Origin of the sequence: Marinibacterium profundimaris, from assembly GCF_002210095.1 — a bacterium.
GTDB lineage: Bacteria > Pseudomonadota > Alphaproteobacteria > Rhodobacterales > Rhodobacteraceae > Marinibacterium > Marinibacterium profundimaris.
Map to the genome: position 1 here is coordinate 24051 of NZ_AQQR01000019.1, position 26313 is coordinate 50363.

Below are 26313 nucleotides of genomic sequence, written 5' to 3' on the forward strand. Positions count from 1 at the left end.
ATTTCCTCCTCGGGGACATTGACGCGCGCTGCGTCACGCAGCATTAGGGGGACCAGGACGGCGTGGCAACCCGGAGCAGGTGTTGACACCCCTCCCGACTCCCTATAAATGCCCGCTATCCCGGCGCAGGGTCCATCGATCCGCGGCCGGCTCCAGTACTGCCGAGGTCACGATCCGGCCCCTCGGGCCCGATCCTCTGGAAACCCGCCGCACCGACCTTTCAAGCACGGGTCGCATGCGGTTGTTGCGCTTTTGCGAACGCCCTGACGGGCAATCCGGGCGCCTTGCTTGAAACGAACCGCACGCACGCGCGTGCAGAACATGTGTGTTGCGAATACGGGGAAGAAACCGGAATGCCAACGATCCAGCAGCTGATCCGCAAACCGCGGCAGCCCAAAGTGAAACGCTCCAAGTCCATGCACCTCGAGCAGTGCCCGCAGAAGCGCGGCGTCTGCACGCGGGTCTACACCACCACGCCGAAGAAGCCGAACTCGGCCATGCGGAAGGTGGCCAAGGTGCGGCTCACCAACGGCTACGAGGTGATCAGCTACATTCCGGGTGAAAGCCACAACCTGCAGGAGCACTCGGTCGTGCTCATCCGCGGCGGCCGTGTGAAGGACCTTCCGGGCGTCCGTTACCACATCCTGCGCGGTGTCCTGGATACCCAGGGCGTCAAGGACCGTAAGCAGCGCCGCTCGAAGTACGGCGCGAAGCGTCCCAAGTAAGAGGATTAGGATATGTCCCGTCGTCACGCCGCCGAGAAGCGCGAAGTTCTGCCGGACGCCAAATATGGCGACCGCATCCTGACGAAATTCATGAACAACCTGATGTACCACGGCAAGAAATCCGCCGCGGAGCACATCGTTTACAATGCGCTTGACCGCATCGAGTCCAAGGTCAAGCGCGCCCCCGTGGAAGTGTTCCACGAGGCGCTCGACAACATCAAGCCGTCGGTCGAGGTTCGCTCTCGCCGGGTTGGTGGCGCCACCTACCAGGTGCCTGTCGAGGTTCGCCCGGAACGCCGTGAGGCCCTGGCCATCCGCTGGCTGATAAACGCTTCCCGCGCGCGGAACGAAAACACGATGGAAGAGCGCCTCGCCGGCGAGCTGCTGGACGCTGTGCAGTCCCGCGGGTCGGCCGTGAAGAAGCGCGAAGACACCCACAAGATGGCAGAGGCCAACAAGGCCTTCTCGCACTATCGCTGGTAACCCCTAAAAGGTTCGACACCATGGCACGCGACTATCCGCTTCAACGCTACCGCAACTTCGGGATCATGGCGCATATCGACGCCGGCAAGACCACGACGTCGGAGCGCATCCTGTTCTACACCGGCAAGTCCCACAACATCGGTGAGGTGCACGACGGTGCGGCCACCATGGACTGGATGGAGCAGGAGCAGGAACGCGGCATCACCATCACCTCGGCGGCAACGACGACCTTCTGGCAGCGCCAGGAAGAGCCGACCGCCGAAGGCACCTCGGACACCAAGTACCGCTTCAACATCATCGACACCCCCGGCCACGTCGACTTCACCATCGAAGTCGAACGTTCGCTGGCCGTGCTCGACGGTGCTGTCTGCGTGCTGGATGCCAACGCCGGTGTCGAACCCCAGACCGAAACCGTGTGGCGTCAGGCTGACCGCTACAAGGTTCCGCGCATCGTCTTCGTCAACAAGATGGACAAGATCGGCGCCGACTTCTTCAACTGCCACAAGATGATCGAAGAGCGCACCGGCGCCCGCGCGATCCCGGTCGGTATCCCGATCGGCGCCGAGACCGAGCTGGAAGGCATGCTCGACCTCGTGCTGATGAAGGAATGGCTGTGGAAGGGTGACGACCTCGGCGCGACCTGGACCCTCGAGGACATCCGTCCCGAGCTGCAGGACCAGGCCGACGAGTGGCGCAACATCATGGTCGAAGCCGCCGTCGAAATGGACGACGACGCGATGGAAGCCTACCTCGAAGGCGAAGAGCCCGACGTGGACACCCTGCGCAAGCTGCTGCGCAAGGGCACGCTGGACATGGCCTTCGTCCCGATGCTGGGTGGGTCGGCCTTCAAGAACAAGGGTGTCCAGCCGCTGCTGAACGCCGTGATCGACTATCTGCCGAGCCCGCTCGACGTGGTCGACTACATGGGCTTCAAGCCGGGCGACGAAGAAGAAGTCCGGAACATCGCGCGCCGCGCCGATGACGACATGCCCTTCGCCGGCCTGGCGTTCAAGATCATGAACGACCCCTTCGTCGGCTCGCTGACCTTCGTCCGCATCTACTCGGGCAAGCTCAACAAGGGTGACACCATGTTGAACTCGACGAAGGGCAACAACGAGCGCGTCGGCCGGATGATGATGATGCATTCGAACAACCGCGAGGAAATCGAAGAGGCCTTCGCGGGCGACATCATCGCGCTGGGTGGCCTGAAGAACACCACCACCGGTGACACGCTCTGCGCCAAGAACGAGCCCGTCGTGCTGGAAACGATGACCTTCCCGGACCCGGTGATCGAGATCGCCGTGGAGCCCAAGACCAAGGGCGACCAGGAAAAGATGTCGGCCGGCCTGGCACGTCTTGCCGCCGAGGATCCGTCCTTCCGCGTCGAAACCGACCAGGAATCGGGCCAGACGATCATGAAGGGGATGGGCGAACTTCACCTCGACATCCTCGTCGATCGCCTGAAGCGCGAATTCAAGGTCGAAGCCAACATCGGTGCACCCCAGGTGGCCTATCGCGAGACCATCGGTCACGAGATCGAGCACACCTACACCCACAAGAAGCAGTCGGGTGGTTCGGGTCAGTTCGCCGAGGTCAAGCTGATCATCTCGCCGACCGAGCCGGGCGAAGGCTACTCGTTCGAGAGCCGCATCGTCGGTGGTGCCGTGCCGAAGGAATACATCCCAGGCGTCGAAAAGGGCATCAACTCGGTCATGGACAGCGGTCCGCTCGCCGGTTTCCCGGTGATCGACTTCAAGGTCGCCCTGATCGACGGCAAGTTCCACGACGTGGACTCCTCGGTTCTGGCCTTCGAAATCGCAGCGCGGATGGCCATGCGTGAAGGCCTTCGGAAGGCGGGCGCCAAGCTGCTCGAGCCGATCATGAAGGTCGAAGTGATCACCCCGGAAGAATACACCGGCGGCATCATCGGCGACCTGACCTCGCGGCGCGGCCAGGTGACCGGCCAGGAGAACCGCGGCAACGCGATCGCGATCAACGCCTTCGTGCCGCTGGCCAACATGTTCGGCTACATCAACACCCTGCGCTCCATGTCCTCGGGCCGCGCGCAGTTCACGATGCAGTTCGACCACTACGACCCGGTCCCGCAGAACATCAGCGACGAGATCCAGTCGAAATACGCGTAATCCGGGTGGCGGGGTGAACCCCGCCCTACCCATCACCAGTAGGGCGGAGCCTGCTCCGCCGACCCGAATGACAGGAGGCCATCATGGCAAAGGCAAAGTTTGAGCGTAACAAACCGCACGTGAACATCGGCACGATCGGTCACGTTGACCACGGCAAGACGACGCTGACGGCTGCGATCACGAAGTATTTCGGCGATTTCCAGGCTTACGACCAGATCGACGGCGCGCCCGAAGAGAAGGCCCGCGGCATCACGATCTCGACCGCGCACGTGGAATACGAGACCGACGCGCGTCACTACGCCCACGTCGACTGCCCCGGCCACGCCGACTATGTTAAGAACATGATCACCGGTGCCGCCCAGATGGACGGCGCGATCCTGGTGGTGAACGCGGCCGACGGCCCGATGCCCCAGACCCGCGAGCACATCCTGCTGGGTCGCCAGGTCGGCATCCCGAAGATCGTCGTGTTCATGAACAAGGTCGACCAGGTCGACGACGAGGAACTGCTCGAGCTGGTGGAAATGGAAGTCCGCGAACTGCTGGATTCCTACGACTACCCGGGCGACGACACCCCGATCATCGCAGGTTCGGCCCTGGCCGCGCTGGAAGGCCGTGATCCGGAAATCGGCGAGAACAAGATCCGCGAACTGCTGGCCGCTGTCGACGAATACATCGACACGCCCGAGCGTGCCGTCGATCAGCCCTTCCTGATGCCGATCGAAGACGTGTTCTCGATCTCGGGCCGCGGCACCGTGGTGACCGGCCGTGTCGAGCGTGGCGTTGTGAACGTCGGCGACGAACTGGAAATCGTCGGCATCAAGGACACGCAGAAGACCACCTGCACCGGTGTCGAAATGTTCCGCAAGCTGCTGGACCGCGGCGAAGCCGGCGACAACATCGGCGCCCTGCTGCGCGGCATCGAGCGTGACAAGGTCGAGCGTGGCCAGGTTCTCTGCAAGCCGGGTTCGGTCAAGCCGCACACCAAGTTCGAAGCCGAAGCCTACATCCTGACCAAGGAAGAGGGTGGCCGTCACACGCCGTTCTTCGCGAACTACCGTCCGCAGTTCTACTTCCGGACGACCGACGTGACCGGCACCGTGACGCTGGCCGAAGGCACCGAGATGGTGATGCCGGGCGACAACGTCTCCTTCGGCGTCGAGCTGATCGCGCCGATCGCCATGGAGCAGGGCCTGCGCTTTGCCATCCGTGAAGGCGGCCGCACCGTCGGCGCCGGCGTGGTGTCGAAGATCGTCGAGTGATGATCGCGACGGGTGGGCATTGCCTGCGGCGCTAGCGCGGCAGGTCGGCTCACACCGCTGAACAAGGCAATCGACGCGCGGCTCAACCCGCGCGTCATGACTTTCGGGGTCCGTTGCCCGTGGGACCGGCCCCCAAAAACAAGTGGTTCGATGTGGGCGGGGAATGACCCCCGTGCCACCTCTCAACTGAAACGCCCTTTGAAGGGGAATGCGACATGGCAATTCAAAGCCAGAACATCCGGATCCGGTTGAAAGCGTTCGACTACCGCGTGCTGGACGCCAGCACCCAGGAGATCGTGAACACGGCCAAGCGGACCGGCGCACAGGTGCGCGGCCCGATCCCGCTGCCCAACAAGATCGAAAAATTCACAGTCCTGCGTGGTCCGCACATCGACAAGAAGTCGCGCGACCAGTTCGAGATCCGCACGCACAAGCGGCTGCTCGACATCGTCGATCCGACTCCGCAGACCGTTGACGCGCTCATGAAGCTCGACCTCGCCGCCGGCGTTGATGTCGAGATCAAGCTGCAGTCGTAATCGGAGGGTAGATTTATGCGCTCTGGTATCATCGCGAAGAAAGTGGGCATGACGCGGCTGTTTCTTGACAGCGGCAAGCAGGTGCCCGTGACCGTACTGCAGCTCGAGAACCTTCAGGTTGTCGCGCAGCGGACCTCGGACAAGGACGGCTATACCGCTGTTCAGCTTGGCGCGGGCTCGCCCAAGGTGAAGCGCGTCAGCAAGGCCATGCGCGGCCATTTCGCCGCCTCCAAGGTCGAGCCGAAGCGGAAGCTGGTGGAATTCCGTGTGACCGCGGACAACCTGATCGACGTCGGCGCCGAGATCTCGGCCGAGCACTTCCTGGAAGGGCAGAAGGTCGACGTGTCGGGCACCTCGATTGGTAAGGGTTTTGCCGGTGCCATGAAGCGGCACAACTTCGGCGGCCTGCGTGCCTCGCACGGTGTGTCGATCTCGCACCGCTCGCACGGGTCGACCGGTCAGTGTCAGGATCCGGGCAAGGTCTTCAAAGGCAAGAAGATGGCCGGCCACATGGGCGCCGCCCGCGTGACCACCCAGAACCTGGAAGTCGTCAAGACCGACGTCGATCGTGGCCTGATCATGATCAAGGGCGCGGTTCCGGGCTCCAAGGGTGGCTGGGTCACCATCAAGGATGCCGTGAAGAAGAAGCTGCCCGAAGGTGTGCCGCATCCGGCCGCCATCAAGGCAACCGCAGCTCCGGCCGCCGAGGCGCCGGCAGCAGAGGCGCCCGCCGAAGGGGGTGAGGAATGAAACTAGACGTCATCAAGCTCGACGGTGAGAAAGCCGGCGACATCGAGCTCGACGCCGATCTCTTCGGTCTCGAGCCGCGCGCCGACATCCTGCACCGCATGGTCCGCTGGCAGCGCGCCCGCGCCCAGCAGGGCACGCACAAGGTCAAGACCCGCTCGGAAGTGAGCTACTCGACCAAGAAGATCTATCGCCAGAAGGGCACCGGCGGCGCACGCCACGGGTCCAAGAAGGCGCCCATCTTCCGGAAGGGTGGTATCTACAAGGGTCCGACCCCGCGCAGCCACGAGCACGACCTGCCGAAGAAGTTCCGCAAGCTGGGTCTGCGTCACGCCCTGTCCGCCAAGGCGAAAGCCGGCGAGCTGGTCGTGATCGAAGCCGCCGAGTCCGAAGGCAAGACTTCGGTTCTGGCCAAGCAGCTCAAGAACCTCGGCTGGAAGCGCACGCTGATCATCGACGGCGCTGCGGTCAACGAAGGTTTCGCCCGCGCGGCTCAGAACATCGAGGGTCTCGATGTGCTGCCGAGCATGGGTGCGAACGTGTATGACATCCTCAAGCGTGACACCCTGGTGATCACCAAGGCGGGTGTCGAAGCCCTGGAGGCACGACTGAAATGACGGCGAAACCCGAACATTACGACGTGATCCGCAAGCCGATCATCACCGAGAAGGCCACCATGGCGTCCGAGCATGGCGCGGTTGTCTTCGAGGTCCACATCGACTCGACCAAGCCCCAGATCAAAGAGGCCGTCGAGGAGCTTTTCAACGTCAAGGTGAAGGCCGTGAACACGACCATCACCAAGGGCAAGGTCAAGCGCTTCCGCGGCCAGCTGGGCAAGCGGAAAGACGTCAAGAAGGCCTACGTGACGCTTGAAGAAGGCAACACGATCGACGTGACCACCGGTCTTTGATCCGGGACGGATCGGCACCATGGGATGCCGTCCGCAAGATCTTGAAGGCCCCTGCGAAAGCGGGGGCCTTTTTCATGCGCCGGGTGTCCCACGCGTGGGACATCTTGTGGGGTGAGTGATTTCAATGGGTTGCGCGGGCGAATTTACCTGTTGTTAGGAATTCGCCTCGGGCGGGGCCGCTCTCCGGTCCTGGCGGACCGGCTCGCAATGGGCGGGAAGACGGGGCGCGCTTAGAAGAAGCGCTGCATCTCGCGCAGGATATACTGGATGTCGCGCGCGCCGTCGAGTTCAAGGGAAAAGCACCCGATCAGGTCCCGGGTCTCGGGGCACATGCCCCATTTCTTCACGATGGCCACGACTTCGTTGCCGGCCTCGACCTCGTTCTCGGGGTCCCAAAGCCGCAGAAGCTGGGTGTAGTAGGGCACGAATTCCAGGTCCGAGAGCGCCAGATGCGCCGCCAGCGGCTCTCCGAGCTGGGCTTCGTCATCTTCCCAGAGGCTGAGCGTCGGGCGCGACAGGGCGGCCGCGCGCATCAGCAGCTCTTCGAGCTTGACGAGGTAGGCCTTGGTGCGCTGGCGCAGCTGAAGGTCCGACCGGGCGGCATCCCAGAAGGCGGGGCAGAAGCCGGTCCAGGGGTTCGACTGGGTCAGGCAGTAATCGAGCCCGTCGTAGGGATCATAGGCCCCGGCGGCCGAGGGCAGGCCCGGGACCGACAGGCTGATCTGGAAGAAATAGATGTCGCGTTCTTCGAGCCGGGCCGAGATTTCGTCGATCGCCGCTTCGAGATGGTGGAACGTCTCCTCTATCTCGCTCGGGTTTCCGATGTCCCTGCAGCTGACCGACAGGGACAGCTTCAGGTCTTGCTGAATATATCGCGTTCTGAGTGTCATTGCATTCGTCTGTTGGTTCCGCCACCGTCAACGGCCGTTGGTTTTGCCCCCACGGCACCTTTTGGGAATGTTCGCAGCGCGGGAAGGCCCAGCCGCGACAGAAATGTGACAAAGCTGGGGCGATTGGAGCGCCGAACCCGTCCACGCATGGCATTCAGGGTCCGACCCGATGGCGGGAATACGGTCAGATCGCGGCAGCAGCTGCGATCCCGGGGACCGAAAGCGGCCGACCAGGCACCGGTTGCCGGGGCCGGGATAAAACCCACCGTGTCCCGGGCCTGTCAGGGGGCCTGTGCCTGGATCCTGAAGGTCGGGCCGTGTCGCGCGCGCGCCCGCGTGACGCAGGGGCAAGCCAGCGGTTGTGACAGGCTGGATGGTGGTCCTATAGTGGAGGCGCCGAGTGGTTCGGCGTGGGTTTCGGAAAGGGTGAATTATGGATAACGGACTAGGCTTCTTCGATATTTTCTGGTCGATCTTCTGGTTGTTCCTGATGGTCGCATGGTTCTGGGTACTGATTTCGGTGGTCTCCGACATCTTCCGCTCAAAGGACATGAAGGGCGGAGCCAAGGCGCTTTGGGTGGCCTTCGTCATTCTGCTGCCCTGGCTGGGCGTGCTCGCCTACCTGCTGATCCGCGGCGACAAGATGCACCAGCATCAGGCCGAGGACATGGAGAAGATGCAAGCAGCCCAAAAGGATTACATCCGGTCGGTGGCGTCGGTTTCCTCGGCGGACGAGATCGAGCGGCTGGCCAAGCTGAAGGACAGCGGGCACCTTACCGAAGAGGAATTCGCGGCGCAGAAGGCGAAGGTGCTGGGGGGCTGAGACGTCCCGGCCGCCGGGGCGGGGCGCGTGCGGGGGAATGCGCTTGTACCCGGGCGGAGCCGAGGATAGCGCTTGCCGCAGGGTTCTGACCGGGCGGGTGGCGTGTTTTTGCATCTGTCGGCTGGACTGGGGGCGGGGAACCTGTTATCCGCCTGCGAATTGAAAGGCCCCGGATTCGCTCCGGGGCCATTGATTTTGGTTCGGGCGGCCCCGTTTCGACTTTGTATCGACGCAGCCGCCACGCAACCGCCCGGGGCCCGAAGACGGGCGCCGTATCGCCGGGGACCTTCGGGGCCCTATAACCATGGGCCCAGTGCGCACCTTCCGGTGTTCACACCACCAGGGGCCCCAAACATAGCGGCGGGCAAACTCGTCGCGGTCGGGGCCAGGCCCTGACCTTGCTAAACGGAAGACAGAAAGCATGGCACTCAAGTCGTACAAGCCGACGACGCCGGGCCAGCGCGGGCTGGTGCTGATCGACCGTTCGGAGCTGTGGAAAGGACGCCCCGTCAAAGCCCTCACCGAGGGTCTGACGAAGTCGGGCGGCCGTAACAACACCGGACGGATCACCTCGCGCAGGCGTGGTGGCGGGGCGAAACGCCTCTACCGGATCGTCGATTTCAAACGGAACAAGTTCGACGTTCCCGCAACCGTGGAACGGATCGAATACGACCCCAACCGCACCGCCTTCATCGCGCTGATCCGCTATGAAGATGGCGAGCAGGCCTATATCCTGGCGCCGCAGCGGATGGCTGTCGGCGACAAGGTCGTCGCCGCCGAGAAGGCCGACATCAAGCCCGGCAACGCGATGAAGTTCTCGGGCCTGCCGATCGGGACGATCGTTCACAACATCGAGCTGAAGCCCGGCAAGGGCGGCCAGATCGCACGCGCAGCCGGAACATATGCCCAGTTCGTCGGCCGCGATGGCGGTTATGCACAGATCCGCCTGTCGTCGGGCGAACTGCGCATGGTCCGCCAGGAATGCATGGCCACCGTCGGTGCCGTGTCGAACCCCGACAACAGCAACCAGAACTACGGTAAAGCCGGCCGCATGCGCCACAAGGGCAAGCGCCCGTCGGTCCGTGGTGTCGTCATGAACCCGGTCGACCACCCCCATGGTGGTGGTGAAGGCCGGACCTCGGGTGGCCGTACGCCGGTGACGCCCTGGGGCAAGGACACCAAGGGCAAGCGCACCCGCAACAAGAACAAGGCGTCGCAGAAGCTGATCATCCGCTCGCGGCACGCCAAGAAGAAAGGGCGCTGATATATGTCTCGTTCTGTTTGGAAAGGCCCTTTCGTCGACGCTTACGTGCTGAAAAAAGCCGAAGCTGCGCGCGAATCCGGGCGTAACGAAGTGATCAAGATCTGGTCGCGCCGCTCGACGATCCTGCCCCAGTTCGTGGGCCTGACGTTCGGCGTCTACAACGGCCAGAAGCACGTTCCCGTGCAGGTGTCCGAGGACATGATCGGTCAGAAGTTCGGTGAATATTCGCCGACCCGGACCTATTATGGCCATGCGGCTGACAAAAAAGCGAAGCGGAAGTAAGTCATGGGCAAGGAAAAGAACCCCCGCCGCGTGGCTGAAAACGAAGCGATGGCCAAGACCCGCATGCTTCGTACCAGCCCGCAGAAACTGAACCTCGTGGCCGCCATGATCCGCGGCAAGAAAGTCGATCGGGCTCTGACCGACCTGACCTTCTCGAAGAAGCGGATCGCGCAGGACGTCAAGAAGTGCCTGCAGTCGGCAATCGCGAACGCCGAGAACAACCATGGTCTGGACGTCGACGAACTGGTCGTCGCCGAGGCCTATGTCGGCAAGAACCTGACCATGAAGCGCGGTCGTCCGCGGGCGCGTGGCCGGTTCGGGAAGATCATCAAGCCGTTCTCGGAGCTCACCATCAAGGTGCGCCAGGTTGAGGAGCAAGCCTAATGGGTCAGAAAGTCAATCCGATCGGCATGCGCCTCCAGGTGAACCGCACCTGGGACAGCCGCTGGTACGCCGACACCAAGGACTACGGTGATCTGCTGCTCGAGGATCTGAAGATCCGCGAGTTCATCAAGGATGAGTGCAAGCAGGCGGGCGTGGCCCGCGTGATCATCGAACGCCCCCACAAGAAGTGCCGTGTGACCATTCACACCGCACGCCCGGGCGTGATCATCGGCAAGAAGGGCGCCGACATCGAGGTGCTTCGCAAGAAGCTCGCGTCGATGACGGACTCGGAACTGCACCTGAACATCGTCGAGGTCCGCAAGCCCGAGCTCGACGCACAGCTGGTCGCTGAATCGATCGCACAGCAGCTGGAGCGCCGTGTTTCCTTCCGCCGGGCCATGAAGCGGGGCGTGCAGAACGCCATGCGTATGGGCTCGCTGGGGATCCGGGTGAACGTGGCCGGCCGTCTGGGCGGCGCGGAAATCGCACGGACCGAATGGTATCGCGAAGGTCGCGTGCCGCTGCACACGCTGCGGGCGGACATCGACTATGCCCATGCCGAGGCGTCGACCCCTTACGGGATCATCGGCATCAAGGTCTGGATCTTCAAGGGCGAGATCATGGAGCACGACCCGCAGGCGCGCGATCGCAAGGCGCAAGAGCTCCAGGATGGTCCGGCACCTCGCGGTGCGGGCGGCGGTCGCCGCGACCGTGACCGGTAAGGAGTAGGAAACCATGCTTCAGCCAAAGCGTACAAAGTTCCGCAAGCAGCACAAAGGCCGCATCAAGGGTGTGGCGAAGGGCGGGTCTGACCTGAACTTCGGCACCTACGGCCTGAAGGCCATGCAGCCCGAGCGCATCACCGCGCGCCAGATCGAAGCCGCCCGCCGGGCCATGACGCGCCACATGAAGCGTCAGGGCCGCGTCTGGATCCGGATCTTCCCCGACACCGCGGTGTCGTCGAAGCCCACCGAGGTCCGGATGGGTAAAGGTAAGGGCTCGGTCGATTTCTGGGCCGCCAAGGTCAAGCCCGGCCGCGTTATGTTCGAGATCGACGGTGTCACCGACGAAGTCGCGCGCGAGGCCCTGCGCCTGGCCGCGATGAAGCTGCCGATCAAGAGCCGCGTCGTCGTCCGCGAGGACTGGTAAGCGGCCGCGTCCCAAGGGACGTGCTGCAAAAGACAGGAAAGCCCCCGGCGCAGAGATGCGGCGGGGGCTTTCGTTTGTGGGGATGGGGTGCCGGTGGCGGTGGGGTGAAACCCCACCCTACATCCGGGCGCGTCCGCTGGGGCGAAACGGTGGGGCAGAAGCCCCACCCTACGCGGATTGGGGTGGTGCGTAGGGTGGCCTTGATGCTCTGGGACGGGAATGGGGCGGACGTCAGATTGCGGTAGGGCCGTGGCGGGAACGCGCCGCCGATCCGCTGTCCTTGGACAGGACACCGATTGGCCGGGGAGGAGACGCGTAGGGTGGGGTTACACCCCACCGCGACGCCGCCGCCAGGTACGTCCCTGATCTGCCGGGAGGTGCCGCGCAGGACGGGTAGGGTGGGGTTACACCCCACCGCCACCGTCAGTCGTCAATACGCCCGGTTGGTGATCCAGCGGCACTGGTAGGGGGCGAACTCGATCGGGTAATCCGCATGGGCGATGGTCTCGCCCGTGATCAGGTCGGTCCAGGTGTCGCCCTCGATCAGGTTCAGCGCCACCGGGTTCAGCTCGACCTCTTCGTCGCTCACGTTGTGTAGCGCAAAGATCGACTGGTCGCGGTCGATGCTCTGCCGCCAGACGCCAAAGATCCGATCGTCGATCTGCAGGGTGAACTGCGTCCCGTTCGGGTGAAAGGCCGGTTGCCGCCCGCGCAGGCGGATCCGCGCCTTCAGCGCCTCCAGCACCTGCGAGGTGTGGCTCTGAGGATCGTCCAGCAGAGCCTGCAACGCGCCGTAATCCCAGTTGTGCCGGTTGATCGCGCGTTTCATCCCCGTCTTGGCGACCTTGTCGTGATCGTTCGGCGTGGCCAGCAGGGCGTGGATGTAGAAGGCCGGGATCCCTTCGAGCGCCATGACGATGGTCTGCGACGCGACGAAGCGTTCGACGTGCCAGCCGTCCTCGCCCTTCAGCGTGCCCTTCATCGCCTCGAAGAAGGTGATGTTCAGCTCGTAGGGGCTTTCGCGGCCGCCACCCAGAGCCCGCATCGACACCTCGCCGCCATAGCGGCGGACGACGCCGATCATCGCGTCCTTCTGCTCTTCCGTCAGGATGCCTTCGGCCGGGCGCATGCCGATGCCGTCATGGCTGGCGGAGAAGTTCAGGTAGGCACAGCCCAGCTGCGCGGGCGGCATGGCGGCCTGCCATTTCACCAGGTAGCGCGCCGTGCCCGACAGCATCGCGTGCAGCAGAAGCGGCGGCAGCGAGAAGTTGTAGACCACATGGGCCTCGTTCCGGTTCCCGAAATAGGACAGGTTCTCGAGGCTGGGCACATTGGTTTCGGTCAACAGGATCACCGGCTCGGCCGCGTAATCGCACAAAAGCCGCATCAGCCGGACGATGGCATGGGTCTGGGGCAGGTGAATGCAGTTGGTGCCGACCTCTTTCCAGACGAAGGCCACGGCATCCAGTCGGATGATCCGCACGCCGTTGTCCACATGCATCCGCATGATCCGCAGGAATTCCAGAAGCACCTCGGGGTTGCGGAAATCCACATCGACCTGATCGTGGCTGAAGGTGCACCAGACATGCTTGGTGCCATCCGCCGTCTCGACCTCGCGCAAGAGCGGATGGGTGCGGGGGCGCACGACCTCGGAAAGGTCGTCCTCGGGCGAGGCTTCGAAGAAGAACTTGTCGTAGGGCGCGTGGCCCTGGATGTAATCGTGGAACCAGGCCGACTGGCTTGAGACGTGGTTCAGCACCAGGTCCGACATCAGCTTGAATTCCGAGCCGATGCGCTGGATGTCCGACCAGTCGCCCAGAACCGGGTTCACCGCGCGGTAATCCGACACCGCAAAGCCGTCGTCCGAGGTGAAGGGGAAGAACGGCAGGATATGCACGCCGTTGGTCACGCCCCGCAGGTTGCGGTCGAGGAAATCGTGCAGCAGGTCCAGCGGCTTGTGCGCGCCGTCGACGATGGAATTGCCATAGGTGATGACCAGCGCGTCGCGTTCCGACCAGAAGCCGTTGCCGGGCTTGCGGCCGCGTTTTCGGCGGTGGCGGTCTTCGGGCCAGAAGGCGTCGACGATCTGGCTGCCGAGGATGTCGGCGTTCAGGTCCGGGTAGATCTGGCGCACCAGTTCGGACAGGCGGAGAGAGAAGGGATCTTTCACGAAACGGGCTCGGTCCGGCTGAGGCCGCCGATGGCGGCGATGTGGTCGATAACCTGTTGCAGGCCCTCGCCGGTCTTCAGGGTGCAGAAGACATAGGGCCGTTCGCCCCGCATCTTCTTCGCATCCCGGTCCATGACCTCGAGAGAGGCGCCCACATGGGGGGCGAGGTCGGTCTTGTTGATGATCAGGACGTCGGACTTGGTGATCGCGGGGCCACCCTTGCGCGGGATCTCTTCGCCCGCGGCGGTGTCGATCACGTAGAGCGTCAGGTCGGCCAGTTCGGGCGAGAAGGTGGCCGACAGGTTGTCGCCGCCGGATTCGATGAACACGATCTCAAGGTCCGGGAAGCGCCCCGTGAGCTCGGCCACGGCGGCGAGGTTGATCGAGGCATCCTCGCGGATCGCCGTGTGCGGACAGCCCCCGGTTTCGACGCCCAGTATCCGGTCCAGCGGCAGCGCCTGCATGCGCATCAGCGCCTCGGCGTCCTCGCGGGTGTAGATGTCGTTGGTGATCGCCGCGACCGAGAAGTCGTCGCGCAGGGCGCGGCAGAGCGCGGCGGTCAGGGTGGTCTTGCCGGCGCCCACCGGGCCGCCGATGCCCACGCGCAGCGGGCCATGAGATGAGGTCATGAGCGAAACATCCTCGAATATAGGGTTTCATGCCGCATTGACGATATATCCGCCAGAAAGGCCGAGGACCCGAGGTCATCGAGCGTCAGGGATAGCGCCATTCGGGCGAGCTCTGCAAGGGTGGGGGCCGTAGCAGCAAGCCGGGCCTGGGCCTCTGTCTGTCCAAGAGGCACAAGGCGTGTCGCGGCGGCGGTCAGGTTCGATGCAAAGGCATGCAGATAGAACTGCAGGGTCGCCTCCAACGGCAGGCCTCGGGTGGCGGCGGCAGAGCCAACGGCGACCGGGTAGGCGCGCGGTGCGGGCGCGCAGCCCCAGATCGCGGCGGTGGTCTCGGCAAAGGCCGCGCCTTGCAGCTCGGTCTCGGTCGCGCGTTCGCGCGAGGGGGCCAGCGCACGGGCCAGCGCGTCGATCTCGGCCAGCTGATCCGGGTCGCCGGCGGTCTGCGCGGCATGGGCGGCGACCAGCAGGATCGCATCCGTCCGACCCGAGCCATGCCGCAACACGTCGTCGAGGAAGGCGCCGAAACTGTCGGCATCGGTCACGCGGCCCTCGGCCACGGCCATTTCAAACCCGTGGGAATAGGCGAAGGCGCCCACCGGATAGGCGGGCGACAGCCATTGGGCCAGCACCAGAAGGTCGGTCCCGGCGCTCATGGCGCCTTCCCGGGCCGGGTGCGGAACGGCGCAGGGCCTGTCCCCGAGGCGGGGACAGGGGAGACCAGGGTCATCTGCCTCATCAATGCGCGTGGGAATGGGTGCGGCCGTGACCATAGGCGCCGCCTTCTGGGGTGAAGGGCTCTGTCACCTCGCGCGTGCTGGCGCCCAGCAGGGTCAGCATCTCGGCGATGACATGGTCGGGCTGGATCAGCAGGCGGCTGCCCTCGATCTGGCAGGGCGTGTGGCGATTGCCCACGTGCCAGGCGATGCGGGTCAGGTCTTCGCCGGTGATTTCCAGCAGGCGTTCCGGCGCGGCCTCGACCGCGATCTCGCGGCCGTCTTCAAGCACCAGCACCGAGCCGTGGTCGAGCGACGTGGTCTTGGGCAGGTCGACGAGGATCGAGCCCCCGATACCGCCGTCGTCATCGGCCAGCTGCAGCACCTTGCGGCGCAGGAAGCGGCCTTCGTAGTCCAGTGCGACGCGGCCCGACGCGGGGCCATGCGCATGATCGCGGGTGCCGGTGGCACGGGGCAGGGGGGCTGCGGCGTTCATGCGGCGCCCCCCGCAAGGATCACAGGTACAGGACGTCCCGGAAAACGACGCGGACGATGTCCTCGCGCTTGATGCCGCGCTCGGCCAGTTGAGCGTCGCTCAGACGCTGCAGCGCCTGCACGCGCTTCATGCGCGGGTTCGCTTCGGCGGCCAGCACCAGGGCGTTGCCGATCGATGCGAAGAAATGCTGCACAGCGGAAAGAATGCCGGCGGGTGCGATGTGTTGCGATGTATATGCCATTATTACCTATGCCTCTTTGGGTGTTTCCCTCTTGGCAGTAGGTATATGCTGCACCTGCAGCATTCGGTAGGTCTGACTCCGAATAGCCGTTACGCGCCTCGTGCAAGTCTCTGTTCATCATTTGTCAATACCTCAGAACAGGAAGTAACGCTGCGCCATCGGCAGCTCTTCGGCCGGCGCGCAGGTCAGAAGCTCGCCGTTGGCGCGGACCTCGTAGGTCTCGGGATCGACCTCGATCTCGGGCAGGGCGTCGTTCAGCTTCAGGTCGGATTTCGACACGGTGCGGCAACCCTTCACCGCCTCGGTCTGCTTGGCGATGCCGATCTTGTCGCGCAGCCCGTCGGCCTGGGCGGCCTCGGACACGAAGAGCAGGGCGGAGTTTTCGACCGAGCGGCCGAAGGCGCCGAACATCGGGCGGGAATAGACCGGCTGCGGCGTGGTGATCGAGGCGTTGGGATCGCCCATCTGCGCGCAGGCGATGGTGCCGCCGACAAGGACCATCTCGGGCTTCACGCCGAAGAAGGCGGGGTTCCACAGCACCAGGTCGGCGCGCTTGCCTTCCTCGATCGAGCCGATCGCGTGGCTCATGCCGTGGGCCAGGGCGGGGTTGATCGTGACCTTGGCGATGTAGCGGCGGACGCGGACATTGTCGTTGTCGCCGGTTTCTTCCGACAGGCGGCCGCGGACCTTCTTCATCTTGTCGGCGGTCTGGAAGGTGCGGATGATCACCTCTCCCACGCGGCCCATGGCCTGGCTGTCCGAGGCGATGATCGAAAAGGCGCCCATGTCGTGCAGGATGTCCTCGGCGGCCATCGTCTCGCGCCGGATGCGGCTTTCGGCAAAGGCCACGTCCTCGGGGATCGACGGATCCAGGTGGTGGCAGTGCATCAGCATGTCGAGGTGTTCCTCGAGCGTGTTCACCGTGAAGGGGCGCGTCGGGTTGGTCGAGGACGGCAGCACGTTGGTTTCGCCGCAGACCTTGATGATGTCGGGGGCATGGCCGCCGCCGGCGCCCTCGGTATGGAAGGCGTGGATGGTGCGGCCCTTCATGGCGGCGACGGTGTTCTCGACGAAGCCGGATTCGTTGAGCGTGTCGGTGTGGATCATCACCTGCACGTCCATGTCATCGGCGACCGACAGGCAGCAGTCGATGGCGCCGGGGGTGGTGCCCCAGTCCTCGTGCAGCTTCAGCGAGCAGGCGCCGGCCCTGACCATTTCCTCAAGCGCGGCGGGACGCGAGGCGTTGCCCTTGCCGGCGAGGCCGAAGTTCATCGGGAAGGCGTCAAGCGCCTGCAGCATGCGCGCCAGGTGCCAGGGGCCCGGCGTGCAGGTGGTGGCCAGGGTGCCATGGGCCGGGCCGGTGCCGCCGCCCAGCATGGTGGTGATGCCGGAATGCAGCGCATCCTCGATCTGCTGGGGGCAGATGAAGTGGATGTGGCTGTCGAAGCCGCCGGCGGTGACGATGCTGCCCTCGGCGGCGATGGCCTCGGTGCCGGGGCCGACGATGATGTCGACGCCGGGCTGGGTGTCGGGGTTGCCGGCCTTGCCGATCTTGGCTATCCGCCCGTCGCGCAGCCCGATGTCGGCCTTGTAGATGCCGGAATGGTCGACGATCAGCGCGTTGGTGATCACCGTGTCCACGGCGCCCTCGGCGCGCGTCGCCTGGGACTGGCCCATGCCGTCGCGGATCACCTTGCCGCCGCCGAACTTGACCTCTTCCCCGTAGGTGGTGAGATCCTTTTCGACCTCGATGATCAGGTCGGTGTCGGCCAGCCGCACCTTGTCCCCGGTGGTGGGGCCGAACATGGCGGCGTAGTCGGCGCGGGATATGGTTGCGGGCATTTGGGGGTCCTCGGACTTGGGATGAGGGGTGTCAGGGGGCGCTGTGCGGAACAGGGGCGGGGCGGGACATCGGCCTCAATACCCCGTCATCTGCTTGAGATCCTCGGTTCGCTGGCGGGTCAGCCGCTCCATGCAGCTGGAAAAGACCAGCGGCTGGATCGAGCCTGTGGTGTAGGGCGCGGCCTCGGCCTGGCAATTGGCGTCGCGGAAGGCGATCCAGGCGCGCTGCGCCTTCAGAAGGTCTTCGCCATGGCCGGCCTCGTCGAAGAACGCCTTGGCCGGTTTCCAGGCCGCGTTCAGCTCGGCATCGGCGGCCTTGTACTCGGCCGCGGCGCATTCGTTCATCTCGACCTGCGTGTCGCCGGGGCAGGCGGCCTGCGCCATGGCGGGCAGGCAAAGGGCAAGGGCCGCAATGGCCATGCTGCGGAAATCAGGCCTTGAACGCATCGTCCACCTCCACTTGAAGCCCGGTGACAAGGGCATTGGTCTGGGCGGCCATTCCGACCACCGCGAGCATTTCGGCCTGCATTTCGTCGGTCATCCCCTTGGCCTTCGCCGCGGCGGTGTGTGAATGCACGCAATAGCTGCAGGAATTGGCGGTGGAGACGGCCACGTAGAGCATCTCCTTGACCAGCGGATCCAGCGCGCCGGGCGCCATGACCACCTTCAGCCGGTCCCATGTGGCGCGCAGCAGCGCCGGGTCATGGGCCAGCGCGCGCCAGAAGTTGTTGACGTAGTCGGTCTGCCGTGCGGCGCGGATCTCGGCAAAGACCTCGGCCGCTTCGGGCGAAAGGTCTTCGTCGGCCAGAAGGGAAACGGTGCCCATCAGAGCACCGCCATGACCCGTGCCGGGCCGCCGGTGCCGCCGCCGTGCTTGGGCGCGCCCACGAAGATGGTGGCGCCGGTGGCGGGCAGGCCGGCCAGCCCGGCGAGGCATTCGATCCCGTAGCGGCCCGAGGGCAGCCAGCTGTAATGCACCGCGAAATCGGCCGAATTGCCGGGATCGAGCGACAGCGTGTCGACGCCGATCGCCGCCACGCCCATCTCGTTGAGCATGTCGGTCGCGCTTTGCGCGAAGCCGGGGAAGGCGAAATTGCCGTCGGCATCGTTGCGGAAGGACGGATCGCCCACCTTCTCGGCCCAGTCGGAATACATCGCCACCAGGGCACCAGCGGGAATGTCGCCATTGGCCGAGATCCAGGCCTCGATATCCTCGGCCTCGACCATGGCATTGGCGTCCTCGGCGGCCTTGGCCGAGATGTCGACGATGCAGAGCGGGCACATCAGGTCCTCGGGCGCCAGTTCGTCGACCGAGGCGCCATCGGCCGAGAAGTGCAGCGGCGCGTCGATATGGGTGCCGGAATGTTCGTCATAGGTGACGCGGAACAGCTGGTAGCCGTCCTTCTCGATCGAGAAGGTCTTTTCCATCGAGATGCCGGGTTCGCCCCCGAAAGTGGGGAACTCGGGCGTGAAGGTGTGGGTCAGGTCCACCACCTTGCCGGTCGATTGTGCCAGCGCCGGACGCGCGGCAGAGGCGGCGAGCCCCACCATCCCGGTGGCAGCGGCGCCGCGGAACAGATCCCGGCGCGAGAGCATCTTCTTCTTCACGCTCTCCATGACGCAGACATGGCACATATCGGTACTCCTGGTGTTGGACTGGTGTTGTTCTTTGCTTTTCGTGCGGGCCTTGTGACCGGCCCGTCTGTGGTGTTTGCCCGGCCGTGCCGGGGCGCGCGGCCTAGTCGAGCGCGCCCATGACCTTCTGGTTGAAGCCGTAGATCTCGCGCTTGCCGGCCACCGTGATCAGGTTGACCTCGCGCGACTGGCCCGGCTCGAACCGGACGGCGGTGCCGGCGGCGATATCCAGCCGCATGCCCCGCGCGGCCGCGCGGTCGAAGTCGAGCGCGGGGTTGGTTTCGGCGAAATGGTAATGCGAGCCGACCTGAACGGGGCGGTCGCCGGTGTTGGAGACCATCAGCGTGATTGCCTCGCGCCCCGCGTTCAGGGTGATCTCGCCCGGGGCGGTGATGACCTCTCCGGGGATCATGAGCGGCGTTTCACGTAGACGGCGATGACCAGCAGGATCGCGATGGCGCCAAGGCCCATCAGCAGCAGCGGATCGTCGGTATGCGCGTGGGGCGTCGGGGCCTGGTGGGCGGCCGCCACGACGGGGGCAAGCGCAAGTAGGGCAAAGAGAGATTTCATGTGGGCTCCTGTCGGTCTTCGTGTGTTCGGTTCGGTGCGGGCCTGTGGCGCCGGCTCAGCGGATCGGATCGTGGACGGTGACCAGCTTGGTCCCGTCGGGAAAGGTGGCTTCGACCTGCACTTCGCCGATCATCTCGGCGATGCCGTCCATGCATTGATCGCGGGTCACGATGGTCGCGCCGGCCTCCATCAGGTCGGCGACCGAGCGCCCGTCGCGGGCGCCTTCGACCACCGCATCGGTGATCAGCGCGATCGCCTCGGGGTGGTTCAGCTTGACACCGCGTGCCAGCCGCTTGCGGGCGATCTCGGCGGCCATGGCGACCATGAGCTTGTCTTTTTCGCGGGGGGTCAGTTGCATGTCAGAGAGTCCAGGTCCGGGGCAGTGGGATGGTCGATAATGCGGCCACAAGGGGTAGCAGGTGCTTGCGCAGGGTGAAACCGTCGGGCGCCAGAAGCCGGGCAAGCAGCAGCCCGTCGCGCACGAGGCTCGCGCCGCCCGTGGTGGGCAGCGTCTCGCGGGCGCGGTCGAGCAGACGTCCGGCCTCGGGATCGGCGATGATCACGGTGGCCATGGCACCGGCGCCATCGGCGATGCCGGGGCGCGCGAGGTGGGCGGCGATGTCGCCCGTCAGCGCGATGCGGTCGGAGAACAGGAGCTGCCCGTCGCGGCGGATGTCGATCCGGTCGGTGAAGCGGCCGCGGCGCAGCGTCTCGCCCATGGCGTGCCGGCCGAAGACCACAGGTTCGACCAGCAGCAGCCGCGCGTCGGGGCCTTGCAGGTCGGCCGACAGGCGGCGGTCGAGCGCGGCGCCGTCGAACAGGATGGTTTCCTGCGGCAGCCAGTCAAGCGTGGCGCGCGCCCCCAGAACCAGCCGGTTGCGCACGCGCCCGATCTCCTCCGGCTGCGCCTTGTAGGCGCGCTCGGCGGCCTGTGTGGTGATCGTCAGGCGGGTGTCGGCCCCTGCCGTGGCGGCCACGTCGAACCGGTCGCCCCCGGTGATGCCGCCGCCGGTGTTCAGCAGCACCGCGTCCAGCGCGGGCCCGCGTGGCCGGGGAAACAGCGCCTTCATCGAGCCCTGCTGATGCAGCCCGTCCAGCACGCTGGCCGCGCCCCGGCGCTTTGCCGACAGTCGCACCTGTCCCATGGCGCGCGGCTGCCCGAGGCAGGGGAACGGCACGGCGGGACTGGCGGTCATGAAGGCTCCTGCTTTGGTCACGCGCCAGATTGCGCAGGGGCGGGGGGCGCCACAAGGCAATCCGGGGGCGGATTCCTGAAAAATGATCAACCCGGCGGCAGATTTTTCAACTTTGCCCGCAGTCTGTGCGATTTTAAAACGGCTGGGAACAGGTATTTTTGACCAGGCGCAAGGACGTCCGCAAGACCCGCGATCCGGAAGGCGATGCGTTGCGGGATTTCTGCGTTTACGTCCTTTGATGCGTTTGCTGCGCCAGCGCCTTGTTTTTGCCACGTGTGTTGCGCAGGAAACGGGTGCAAACCTGTTCTGCCCGGTGGCCGAACCCGCGTGAGTGAAACCGAATGATCATCGATTCCATCCAGCCCGTCGTGGCGGATACGCCTCCCAGCCCGCTGGGCGGCTGGTCCGAGACGGCAGAGACCCTGACCGGCGCGCTCGTCGTGCCGCCCGTGGCCTCGGGCTTTCAGCAGAAGACCGGAGTGCTGCGCGCCGATGGCAGCTATTGCGCGACCGGCGCGCTGTGGCGGCGGCACCGTCCGGTGACGCTGGCGCCCGATCCCGTGGCACCGGCGGCGGACGGCCAGATCGGCGAGGCGTTGGCCGGGCGCTGGATCTGGGGCGGCCTGCTCTGGGGGCATTTCGGCCATTTCCTTGCCGAAAGCACCGCGCGGCTGTGGATCCTGGACGCGCTGGAGCAGGCCGGCGGGCCGGTCGATGGCGTGGTCTTTGTCCCCAAACGCCCCCGCAACGGCGAACGGATACGCGGGTATCAGCAGGATTTCTTCCGGCTCATGGGGCTCGACATTCCCATCCGCGTGGTCAATGCGCCGACGCGGGTCGAAACGCTTGTCGTCCCCGGGCAGGGCTTTGGCCTGGGCGAGATTTCGGCCGGCACCGCGCCGGTGCGCGCCCAGTTCGCCACGCGCTTCGCACCGGACATCGCGCCCGACGGCCCCGAGAAGCTTTATGTCAGCCGCTCCCGGCTGGGCTACGCCAAGGGCAGCATCCTGGGCGAGACGGTGGTCGAGGCGCGGCTGGCCGAGGCGGGCTACGAGATCTTTCACCCCCAGGCTCACCCGATGGAGGTGCAGGTCGCCCGTTACCGCGCCGCGCGGCAGGTGGTGGCGACCGATGGTTCGGCCCTGCACCTGCTGGCCATGGCGCAGCCGAAGGACCAGACGCTGGCGATCATTGCCCGCCGCAAGTCCACGGCGGTGGATCTGCTGGTCCGCCATGTCGCAAGTTTCACGCAGGCCGACCCGCTGGTGGTCGACGCCCTGCGCCGGTCCTGGTTCCCGGAGGGACGCAAGCCGAACCCTCGTCTGGCACTGGGAGAGCTGGAGCTGGCCGAGCTCGGCCGCCAGTTGCAGGCCGCCGGTTTCATCGCCGATGCCGGCGCCTGGACCAACATGACACCCGAGGAGGTGCAGGCGGCACTGGAAACGACCGGGCAGCGGTGGCAGCTGAAGCCCTGGCAGAAACGGCAGGAGGCGAAACGGCGCAGGCAGGCCGCCCGGGGCGACGAAAGTGCCCGGACCGGCCCCGAGCCGCTGGCCGATCCCGAACCGGTCCCGGAGACCGGAGCGGCCTGAGCGGTTCAAGCGGCCCGAGCGGTCAGCCGATGGCCGAAAGCCCGGCCTTCAACGCGCCTTGGATGATCTGCGCTTCCGCCTCCGACAGGATCAGCGGGGGCGAAGGGATCACGTTGAGGCCCGAGACACGGACCATCGGGTTGGCCAGCTTTCGGCGGGATGGGCCATCGCGTGCCAGAGCGGGCGGGCGTTGCGCTCCTTCGGTAAGTTCCGGTCCTTCATCGCGGCATCTCCTTGAGAGGCCCCGGGCGGTGGGCGGGATGGCGGCACTGCGGCGGCGGGACGCGCGCGGCGGCGGCAGGGACGTCAAAAACGTTGACGGGTCCGAGGGGCCACCGTCAGTCTGAAACGGAGAATTGGTTCGATCAGCGAACCGGTCCAACCCGGAGGACCCTGCATGAGACCTGTTGCCATTTCCCTGGCGGCCGCGCTGGCCCTGACGGCCGGATCGGCCCTGGCGGAGTACCCCGAGAAGCCCGTCAGCTTCATCGTGCCCTGGCCGCCCGGCGACTTGGAGGACGTGCTGACGCGGATGATCGCCGAGGATTTCCAAGAAGAGTACGGGGTTGCCGCAGCGGTGGTGAACAAGCCCGGCGGCGGCGGCGGGCCCTTTCCGGGGGCGATCGAGGTCGCCAATGCGCCGGCCGATGGCTACACCATCGGCTCTTTCGTGATCGGCGTGCCCGTGCTGGGCCATCAGATCGACATCCCGCCGCTGACGCCGGCGAAGTTCGATCCGCTGGGCATCTTCCTGACCTATCCCTTCGTGATCGCGACATCGGGCGACGCGCCCTACTCCTCGATGGAGGAGCTGGCCGCCCATGCGCGGGACAACGACGTGGCGCTGGGCCATTTCGGCGATGTGCTGACGCCGACTCAGGTGACCAAGGCCTTTGCCAGGAACGCGGGGTTCGACTGGGGCTCGGACGCGGCCTTCGATGCGCTGGATTGCAACACGCTGGCGAGCGGCGACGCGGATGTCATCAACACGACGCTGCAGCTGATCCTGCCGTGTCTCGACGAGGTGAAGGTCCTGGTCTCGATCACCGATGAACGGATCCCGCTGGTGCCCGACGCGCCGGCCATCGGCGAGCTGGACGATACCCTGGATATCGCGCTCTGGAACGGGCTGTTCGTGACGAAGGACACGCCGCAGGACGTGCGCGACAAGATCATCGCCGTGGCGAAGGAGACGGTGATGAGCGACCGGGCCCAGGCGGTGGCGGCCGAGACCGGCGCGCTGGTCTACTGGCAGGGGCCGGAGGAGAGCGCGCAGCGGATCGGCACCGATACCGACACGGTGGCCCGGATCGGAACGCTTCTGGAATAGCACGACAGCAGGCCGGGCGGGGGCGGGCTTGCACGCAAGCCCGCCCCCGCCCGGCCTGCCTGCGCTTCGCGGCAAGGTCCCTTGCCGACGTCCAGCCAGGGAGCCGCAGATGGCCAGGATGCGATGACGACCGAACGGGAACGCCGGTTTCCCGGGCCGCGCCGGGGGCAGCTGGGCTTTGCCATCGCGCTGCTCGTGGTCTCGGTGCTGCTGCTGGCGCAGATCGGGGCGCAGACGCGCTGGATCGCGGGGGCCGAGCTGTTTGCGCAGCCGCGGTTCTGGCCGGCGGTGGGGCTGGGGCTGATGACGGGGCTGGCGGCGCTTTACCTGGTGCGGCTGCCCTGGCGCCGGTTCACCCGGGCCGACGCGGCCGAGGCGCTGAAATGGCTGGCAGCGCTGGAATTCGTGGCCTGGTTCCTGGTCTATGTCTGGCTCGTGCCGATCGTCGGCTACCTGCCGGTGACGATGGTCTTCGTGCCGGCGCTGGCCTGGCGGATGGGATACCGTTCGGCCCGGTGGATGGCCGGGTCGGTCGCGCTGGCCGTGGCGATCGTGGTGCTGTTCAAGAGCGTTCTGGCGGTGCGGATCCCGGGGGCGGCGGCCTATGACCACCTGCCGGACGGGCTGCGGTCGTTCTTCATCCTGCATTTCTGATGGATCTGCTCGTCTCCGCCCTCGAGATCCTGATGCGCTGGGACGTGGCGCTGGCGCTCCTGACCGGCTCGGTCGGCGGCGTTCTGATCGGGGCGATCCCCGGGGTCGGGCCGGCGGTGGCGATCGCGATCCTGCTGCCGGCGACGTTTTCGATGGAACCGATCGTCGGGCTGACCGTGCTTCTGGGGATCTACGGCAGTTCGATGTATGGCGGGGCGATCCCGGCGATCCTGATCAACACGCCGGGCACCGCCGTCAACGCGCTGACCACCTATGACGGCTATCCGATGACCGTGCGGGGCGAGCCGCGGCGCGCGCTGAGCCTGGCCTATTCGGCCTCGTTCTTCGGCGGCGTTTTCTCGGTTGTCTGCCTGATCCTCTTCGCGCCGGTGCTGGCGAAGGTGGCGCCGCTGTTCGGGTCGCGCGAGATCTTCCTGGCGGCGCTGCTGGGGCTGATCCTGGTGGTGGTGGCGCACCGGGGGCAGGCGCTGATCGCCGGGGTGATGGCGGGGTTCGGGATCTTCCTGCAGACCATCGGGATGGAGCCGGTCAAGTACACCCAGCGCTACACGTTCGAGACGCAGGTCCTGTCGGGCGGCATCGACCTGATCGTCGTGGTGCTTGGGCTTTTCGCGCTCAGCCAGGCCTTCGTGCTGCTGACCGACGAGGACAAGACGATCCACACCACCCAGCTGCGCGGCGGGCTGTTCCAGGGGCTGCGGGAGCTGGCGCGGCATCCGCGGGTGGCGGGTGTCTCGGCCGGGCTCGGCGTGGTGATGGGGATGATCCCCGGCGTGGGCGAATTCACCGCGCAGTTCATGTCCTACACCTATGCGCAAAGGACCTCGAACCGGCCGGAGGATTTCGGGCGTGGCTCGTCCGAGGGGCTGATCGCGGCAGAGACGGCGAACAACGCGGTGCCGGCGGCGGCGATGGTGCCGCTGCTGGCGCTGGGCATCCCGGGCGAGGCGCTGACGGCGATGATGTTGTCGGTCTTCTACGTGCACAACGTGGTGCCGGGGCCGGGGCTGTTCCAGACGCGTATGGATTTCGTGGTGGCGCTCTACCTGGCGCTTCTGATCCTGAACCTGCTGGTTCTGGTCTTTCTGCTGGGGGCGACGACCCAGCTGGTCAAGGTGGTGAAGATCCCCAACCGGTTTCTCGGCATCGCGATCCTGACACTGAGTTTCGTGGGGGTCTATTCGCTGCGCAACTCGGCCACCGACTGCATGCTGGTGGCGGGGTTCGGGCTGCTGGGGTTCGTGCTGAAGCGGCTGTCGCTGCCGGTGGTGCCGATCATCCTTGGCATGGTGCTGGGCGGGATCATGGAGGTGAAGCTGCGCGCAGCCATGGCGCGGGTGAAGACGCCCTGGGATTTCATCGACCGGCCGGTGGCGTTCCTGCTGTTCGTGGTGATCCTGCTGGTGCTGGCGGTGCAGCTGCGGCGCGGCTGGATCGAGGGGCGTGCGCTTCGGGCGGCCATGCGGGACGAGCGGTAAGGCGGGCGGCTGGCGGAGCGGCGTCGGCGGCTGCGGAAGGAGCGGGCGCGGCGGGGGGATCCGGGCTGAGAGGGCGAGACGGCGCTCGGCCGCTGGCCATCGCCCCGCCCGCCCTCCCACCATGCCGCAGCGGACAGGGCGCCGCGCGAT

At 65.8% G+C, this 26313-nt stretch carries 33 protein-coding genes; 19 read left to right on the forward strand and 14 right to left on the reverse strand.

Annotated elements, in window-relative coordinates:
• Positions 1–353 precede the first annotated feature (353 nt).
• From rpsL to ATO3_RS23620, 8 genes are all read left to right on the forward strand, one after another.
• On the forward strand, positions 354–725 hold the full coding sequence (gene rpsL / locus ATO3_RS23585; RefSeq protein WP_005980675.1) for a 30S ribosomal protein S12: 372 nt from the start codon (positions 354–356) through the stop codon (positions 723–725).
• A 12-nt stretch (positions 726–737) separates the two neighbouring features.
• The gene (gene rpsG, locus ATO3_RS23590; RefSeq protein WP_088652348.1) at positions 738–1208 is read left to right on the forward strand and encodes a 30S ribosomal protein S7; all 471 of its coding nucleotides are present in this window, start codon (positions 738–740) and stop codon (positions 1206–1208) included.
• A gap of 20 nt (positions 1209–1228) precedes the next feature.
• Positions 1229–3352, forward strand: a complete 2124-nt coding sequence (gene fusA / locus ATO3_RS23595; protein ID WP_088652349.1) for an elongation factor G — start codon at positions 1229–1231, stop codon at positions 3350–3352.
• Positions 3353–3435: 83 nt separating this feature from the next.
• Positions 3436–4611 (forward strand): elongation factor Tu, encoded by a 1176-nt coding sequence (gene tuf / locus ATO3_RS23600; RefSeq protein ID WP_088652350.1) that lies wholly within the window; start codon positions 3436–3438, stop codon positions 4609–4611.
• 221 nt (positions 4612–4832) lie between these two features.
• Positions 4833–5147 (forward strand): 30S ribosomal protein S10, encoded by a 315-nt coding sequence (gene rpsJ, locus ATO3_RS23605; protein WP_024809816.1) that lies wholly within the window; start codon positions 4833–4835, stop codon positions 5145–5147.
• Between the two features lie 15 nt (positions 5148–5162).
• The gene (rplC, locus tag ATO3_RS23610) at positions 5163–5897 is read left to right on the forward strand and encodes a 50S ribosomal protein L3 (RefSeq protein ID WP_088652351.1); all 735 of its coding nucleotides are present in this window, start codon (positions 5163–5165) and stop codon (positions 5895–5897) included.
• Complete coding sequence (gene rplD / locus ATO3_RS23615; protein ID WP_088652352.1) at positions 5894–6511, forward strand: 50S ribosomal protein L4; 618 nt, start codon at positions 5894–5896, stop codon at positions 6509–6511. The genes rplC and rplD overlap by 4 nt, the downstream gene beginning before the upstream one ends.
• Entirely contained in the window at positions 6508–6804 is a 297-nt protein-coding gene (locus ATO3_RS23620) for a 50S ribosomal protein L23 (protein ID WP_088652353.1), read from the forward strand. The genes rplD and ATO3_RS23620 overlap by 4 nt, the downstream gene beginning before the upstream one ends.
• A gap of 230 nt (positions 6805–7034) precedes the next feature.
• On the opposite strand, the gene ATO3_RS23625 is transcribed toward ATO3_RS23620, so the two are convergent.
• Positions 7035–7694 carry a hypothetical protein gene (locus tag ATO3_RS23625; protein ID WP_088652354.1) on the reverse strand — a complete coding sequence of 220 codons (660 nt, stop codon included), beginning with the start codon at positions 7692–7694 and terminating at the stop codon, positions 7035–7037.
• Positions 7695–8127: 433 nt separating this feature from the next.
• On the opposite strand from ATO3_RS23625, the gene ATO3_RS23630 reads away from it, so the two are divergent.
• The 6 genes from ATO3_RS23630 (at position 8128) to rplP (ending at position 11596) form a co-directional block, all read left to right on the forward strand.
• The gene (locus ATO3_RS23630) at positions 8128–8517 is read left to right on the forward strand and encodes an SHOCT domain-containing protein (RefSeq protein WP_088652355.1); all 390 of its coding nucleotides are present in this window, start codon (positions 8128–8130) and stop codon (positions 8515–8517) included.
• Positions 8518–8938: 421 nt separating this feature from the next.
• Complete coding sequence (rplB, locus tag ATO3_RS23635; RefSeq protein ID WP_088652356.1) at positions 8939–9781, forward strand: 50S ribosomal protein L2; 843 nt, start codon at positions 8939–8941, stop codon at positions 9779–9781.
• Between the two features lie 3 nt (positions 9782–9784).
• The gene (gene rpsS, locus ATO3_RS23640) at positions 9785–10063 is read left to right on the forward strand and encodes a 30S ribosomal protein S19 (RefSeq protein WP_088652357.1); all 279 of its coding nucleotides are present in this window, start codon (positions 9785–9787) and stop codon (positions 10061–10063) included.
• Positions 10064–10066: 3 nt separating this feature from the next.
• A complete protein-coding gene (gene rplV, locus ATO3_RS23645) occupies positions 10067–10447 on the forward strand; it encodes a 50S ribosomal protein L22 (protein WP_088652358.1) in 381 nt (126 codons plus the stop codon).
• Complete coding sequence (rpsC, locus tag ATO3_RS23650) at positions 10447–11169, forward strand: 30S ribosomal protein S3 (RefSeq protein WP_088652359.1); 723 nt, start codon at positions 10447–10449, stop codon at positions 11167–11169. Before rplV ends, rpsC begins: the two co-directional genes overlap by 1 nt.
• 13 nt (positions 11170–11182) lie before the next feature.
• Positions 11183–11596 carry a 50S ribosomal protein L16 gene (rplP, locus tag ATO3_RS23655; protein ID WP_088652360.1) on the forward strand — a complete coding sequence of 138 codons (414 nt, stop codon included), beginning with the start codon at positions 11183–11185 and terminating at the stop codon, positions 11594–11596.
• A gap of 430 nt (positions 11597–12026) precedes the next feature.
• Here rplP and ATO3_RS23660 read toward each other — a convergent pair whose 3' ends face one another.
• The 13 genes from ATO3_RS23660 to ATO3_RS23715 all read right to left on the reverse strand — a co-directional run bounded on the left by ATO3_RS23660 (position 12027) and on the right by ATO3_RS23715 (position 21088).
• Positions 12027–13766: an alpha-amylase family glycosyl hydrolase gene (locus ATO3_RS23660; RefSeq protein ID WP_088652361.1), complete on the reverse strand. Its 1740-nt coding sequence runs from the start codon at positions 13764–13766 to the stop codon at positions 12027–12029.
• Positions 13763–14395, reverse strand: coding sequence for an urease accessory protein UreG (gene ureG / locus ATO3_RS23665; RefSeq protein ID WP_088652362.1), 633 nt, complete (start codon positions 14393–14395; stop codon positions 13763–13765). The genes ATO3_RS23660 and ureG overlap by 4 nt, the downstream gene beginning before the upstream one ends.
• On the reverse strand, positions 14392–15048 hold the full coding sequence (locus ATO3_RS23670) for an urease accessory protein UreF (RefSeq protein ID WP_088652363.1): 657 nt from the start codon (positions 15046–15048) through the stop codon (positions 14392–14394). The genes ureG and ATO3_RS23670 overlap by 4 nt, the downstream gene beginning before the upstream one ends.
• An 82-nt stretch (positions 15049–15130) precedes the next feature.
• Positions 15131–15604 (reverse strand): urease accessory protein UreE, encoded by a 474-nt coding sequence (locus tag ATO3_RS23675; protein WP_088652364.1) that lies wholly within the window; start codon positions 15602–15604, stop codon positions 15131–15133.
• Between the two features lie 19 nt (positions 15605–15623).
• Positions 15624–15845: a DUF1127 domain-containing protein gene (locus ATO3_RS23680; protein ID WP_088652365.1), complete on the reverse strand. Its 222-nt coding sequence runs from the start codon at positions 15843–15845 to the stop codon at positions 15624–15626.
• Between the two features lie 132 nt (positions 15846–15977).
• Positions 15978–17687, reverse strand: a complete 1710-nt coding sequence (gene ureC / locus ATO3_RS23685; protein WP_088652366.1) for an urease subunit alpha — start codon at positions 17685–17687, stop codon at positions 15978–15980.
• Positions 17688–17762: 75 nt separating this feature from the next.
• A complete protein-coding gene (locus ATO3_RS23690) occupies positions 17763–18134 on the reverse strand; it encodes a lysozyme inhibitor LprI family protein (RefSeq protein ID WP_233152292.1) in 372 nt (123 codons plus the stop codon).
• Positions 18118–18513 carry a carboxymuconolactone decarboxylase family protein gene (locus ATO3_RS23695; RefSeq protein WP_088652368.1) on the reverse strand — a complete coding sequence of 132 codons (396 nt, stop codon included), beginning with the start codon at positions 18511–18513 and terminating at the stop codon, positions 18118–18120. The genes ATO3_RS23690 and ATO3_RS23695 overlap by 17 nt, the downstream gene beginning before the upstream one ends.
• Positions 18513–19322, reverse strand: coding sequence for a cyclase family protein (locus ATO3_RS23700; protein ID WP_088652369.1), 810 nt, complete (start codon positions 19320–19322; stop codon positions 18513–18515). Before ATO3_RS23700 ends, ATO3_RS23695 begins: the two co-directional genes overlap by 1 nt.
• A gap of 103 nt (positions 19323–19425) precedes the next feature.
• Positions 19426–19734, reverse strand: a complete 309-nt coding sequence (locus tag ATO3_RS23705; RefSeq protein ID WP_088652370.1) for an urease subunit beta — start codon at positions 19732–19734, stop codon at positions 19426–19428.
• Positions 19731–19892 (reverse strand): hypothetical protein, encoded by a 162-nt coding sequence (locus ATO3_RS28890; protein ID WP_158218047.1) that lies wholly within the window; start codon positions 19890–19892, stop codon positions 19731–19733. The genes ATO3_RS23705 and ATO3_RS28890 overlap by 4 nt, the downstream gene beginning before the upstream one ends.
• Before the next feature lie 55 nt (positions 19893–19947).
• Positions 19948–20250, reverse strand: coding sequence for an urease subunit gamma (locus ATO3_RS23710; RefSeq protein WP_088652371.1), 303 nt, complete (start codon positions 20248–20250; stop codon positions 19948–19950).
• A gap of 1 nt (position 20251) precedes the next feature.
• On the reverse strand, positions 20252–21088 hold the full coding sequence (locus ATO3_RS23715; protein ID WP_088652372.1) for an urease accessory protein UreD: 837 nt from the start codon (positions 21086–21088) through the stop codon (positions 20252–20254).
• A gap of 82 nt (positions 21089–21170) precedes the next feature.
• On the opposite strand from ATO3_RS23715, the gene ATO3_RS28640 reads away from it, so the two are divergent.
• The 5 genes from ATO3_RS28640 to ATO3_RS23735 all read left to right on the forward strand — a co-directional run bounded on the left by ATO3_RS28640 (position 21171) and on the right by ATO3_RS23735 (position 26163).
• The gene (locus tag ATO3_RS28640) at positions 21171–21419 is read left to right on the forward strand and encodes a hypothetical protein (RefSeq protein ID WP_143747356.1); all 249 of its coding nucleotides are present in this window, start codon (positions 21171–21173) and stop codon (positions 21417–21419) included.
• A 10-nt stretch (positions 21420–21429) separates the two neighbouring features.
• Positions 21430–22680 carry a glycosyltransferase family 61 protein gene (locus ATO3_RS23720; RefSeq protein ID WP_088652373.1) on the forward strand — a complete coding sequence of 417 codons (1251 nt, stop codon included), beginning with the start codon at positions 21430–21432 and terminating at the stop codon, positions 22678–22680.
• 397 nt (positions 22681–23077) lie between these two features.
• Positions 23078–24010, forward strand: coding sequence for a tripartite tricarboxylate transporter substrate-binding protein (locus tag ATO3_RS23725; protein ID WP_088652374.1), 933 nt, complete (start codon positions 23078–23080; stop codon positions 24008–24010).
• A gap of 123 nt (positions 24011–24133) precedes the next feature.
• Positions 24134–24664: a tripartite tricarboxylate transporter TctB family protein gene (locus ATO3_RS23730; protein WP_088652375.1), complete on the forward strand. Its 531-nt coding sequence runs from the start codon at positions 24134–24136 to the stop codon at positions 24662–24664.
• Positions 24664–26163, forward strand: coding sequence for a tripartite tricarboxylate transporter permease (locus ATO3_RS23735; RefSeq protein ID WP_088652376.1), 1500 nt, complete (start codon positions 24664–24666; stop codon positions 26161–26163). Before ATO3_RS23730 ends, ATO3_RS23735 begins: the two co-directional genes overlap by 1 nt.
• Positions 26164–26313: the final 150 nt, after the last annotated feature.

Coding starts and splice junctions, on each gene's coding strand:
- rpsL (WP_005980675.1), top strand. CDS start 354: ATGCCAACGATCCAGCAGCTGATCCGCAAACCGCGGCAGCCCAAAGTG.
- rpsG (WP_088652348.1), top strand. CDS start 738: ATGTCCCGTCGTCACGCCGCCGAGAAGCGCGAAGTTCTGCCGGACGCC.
- fusA (WP_088652349.1), top strand. CDS start 1,229: ATGGCACGCGACTATCCGCTTCAACGCTACCGCAACTTCGGGATCATG.
- tuf (WP_088652350.1), top strand. CDS start 3,436: ATGGCAAAGGCAAAGTTTGAGCGTAACAAACCGCACGTGAACATCGGC.
- rplC (WP_088652351.1), top strand. CDS start 5,163: ATGCGCTCTGGTATCATCGCGAAGAAAGTGGGCATGACGCGGCTGTTT.
- rplD (WP_088652352.1), top strand. CDS start 5,894: ATGAAACTAGACGTCATCAAGCTCGACGGTGAGAAAGCCGGCGACATC.
- ATO3_RS23620 (WP_088652353.1), top strand. CDS start 6,508: ATGACGGCGAAACCCGAACATTACGACGTGATCCGCAAGCCGATCATC.
- ATO3_RS23625 (WP_088652354.1), bottom strand. CDS start 7,694: ATGACACTCAGAACGCGATATATTCAGCAAGACCTGAAGCTGTCCCTG.
- ATO3_RS23630 (WP_088652355.1), top strand. CDS start 8,128: ATGGATAACGGACTAGGCTTCTTCGATATTTTCTGGTCGATCTTCTGG.
- rplB (WP_088652356.1), top strand. CDS start 8,939: ATGGCACTCAAGTCGTACAAGCCGACGACGCCGGGCCAGCGCGGGCTG.
- rpsS (WP_088652357.1), top strand. CDS start 9,785: ATGTCTCGTTCTGTTTGGAAAGGCCCTTTCGTCGACGCTTACGTGCTG.
- rplV (WP_088652358.1), top strand. CDS start 10,067: ATGGGCAAGGAAAAGAACCCCCGCCGCGTGGCTGAAAACGAAGCGATG.
- rpsC (WP_088652359.1), top strand. CDS start 10,447: ATGGGTCAGAAAGTCAATCCGATCGGCATGCGCCTCCAGGTGAACCGC.
- rplP (WP_088652360.1), top strand. CDS start 11,183: ATGCTTCAGCCAAAGCGTACAAAGTTCCGCAAGCAGCACAAAGGCCGC.
- ureG (WP_088652362.1), bottom strand. CDS start 14,395: ATGACCTCATCTCATGGCCCGCTGCGCGTGGGCATCGGCGGCCCGGTG.
- ATO3_RS23670 (WP_088652363.1), bottom strand. CDS start 15,048: ATGAGCGCCGGGACCGACCTTCTGGTGCTGGCCCAATGGCTGTCGCCC.
- ATO3_RS23675 (WP_088652364.1), bottom strand. CDS start 15,604: ATGAACGCCGCAGCCCCCCTGCCCCGTGCCACCGGCACCCGCGATCAT.
- ATO3_RS23680 (WP_088652365.1), bottom strand. CDS start 15,845: ATGGCATATACATCGCAACACATCGCACCCGCCGGCATTCTTTCCGCT.
- ureC (WP_088652366.1), bottom strand. CDS start 17,687: ATGCCCGCAACCATATCCCGCGCCGACTACGCCGCCATGTTCGGCCCC.
- ATO3_RS23690 (WP_233152292.1), bottom strand. CDS start 18,134: ATGCGTTCAAGGCCTGATTTCCGCAGCATGGCCATTGCGGCCCTTGCC.
- ATO3_RS23695 (WP_088652368.1), bottom strand. CDS start 18,513: ATGGGCACCGTTTCCCTTCTGGCCGACGAAGACCTTTCGCCCGAAGCG.
- ATO3_RS23700 (WP_088652369.1), bottom strand. CDS start 19,322: ATGTGCCATGTCTGCGTCATGGAGAGCGTGAAGAAGAAGATGCTCTCG.
- ATO3_RS23705 (WP_088652370.1), bottom strand. CDS start 19,734: ATGATCCCCGGAGAGGTCATCACCGCCCCGGGCGAGATCACCCTGAAC.
- ATO3_RS28890 (WP_158218047.1), bottom strand. CDS start 19,892: ATGAAATCTCTCTTTGCCCTACTTGCGCTTGCCCCCGTCGTGGCGGCC.
- ATO3_RS23710 (WP_088652371.1), bottom strand. CDS start 20,250: ATGCAACTGACCCCCCGCGAAAAAGACAAGCTCATGGTCGCCATGGCC.
- ATO3_RS23715 (WP_088652372.1), bottom strand. CDS start 21,088: ATGACCGCCAGTCCCGCCGTGCCGTTCCCCTGCCTCGGGCAGCCGCGC.
- ATO3_RS28640 (WP_143747356.1), top strand. CDS start 21,171: ATGATCAACCCGGCGGCAGATTTTTCAACTTTGCCCGCAGTCTGTGCG.
- ATO3_RS23720 (WP_088652373.1), top strand. CDS start 21,430: ATGATCATCGATTCCATCCAGCCCGTCGTGGCGGATACGCCTCCCAGC.
- ATO3_RS23725 (WP_088652374.1), top strand. CDS start 23,078: ATGAGACCTGTTGCCATTTCCCTGGCGGCCGCGCTGGCCCTGACGGCC.
- ATO3_RS23730 (WP_088652375.1), top strand. CDS start 24,134: ATGACGACCGAACGGGAACGCCGGTTTCCCGGGCCGCGCCGGGGGCAG.
- ATO3_RS23735 (WP_088652376.1), top strand. CDS start 24,664: ATGGATCTGCTCGTCTCCGCCCTCGAGATCCTGATGCGCTGGGACGTG.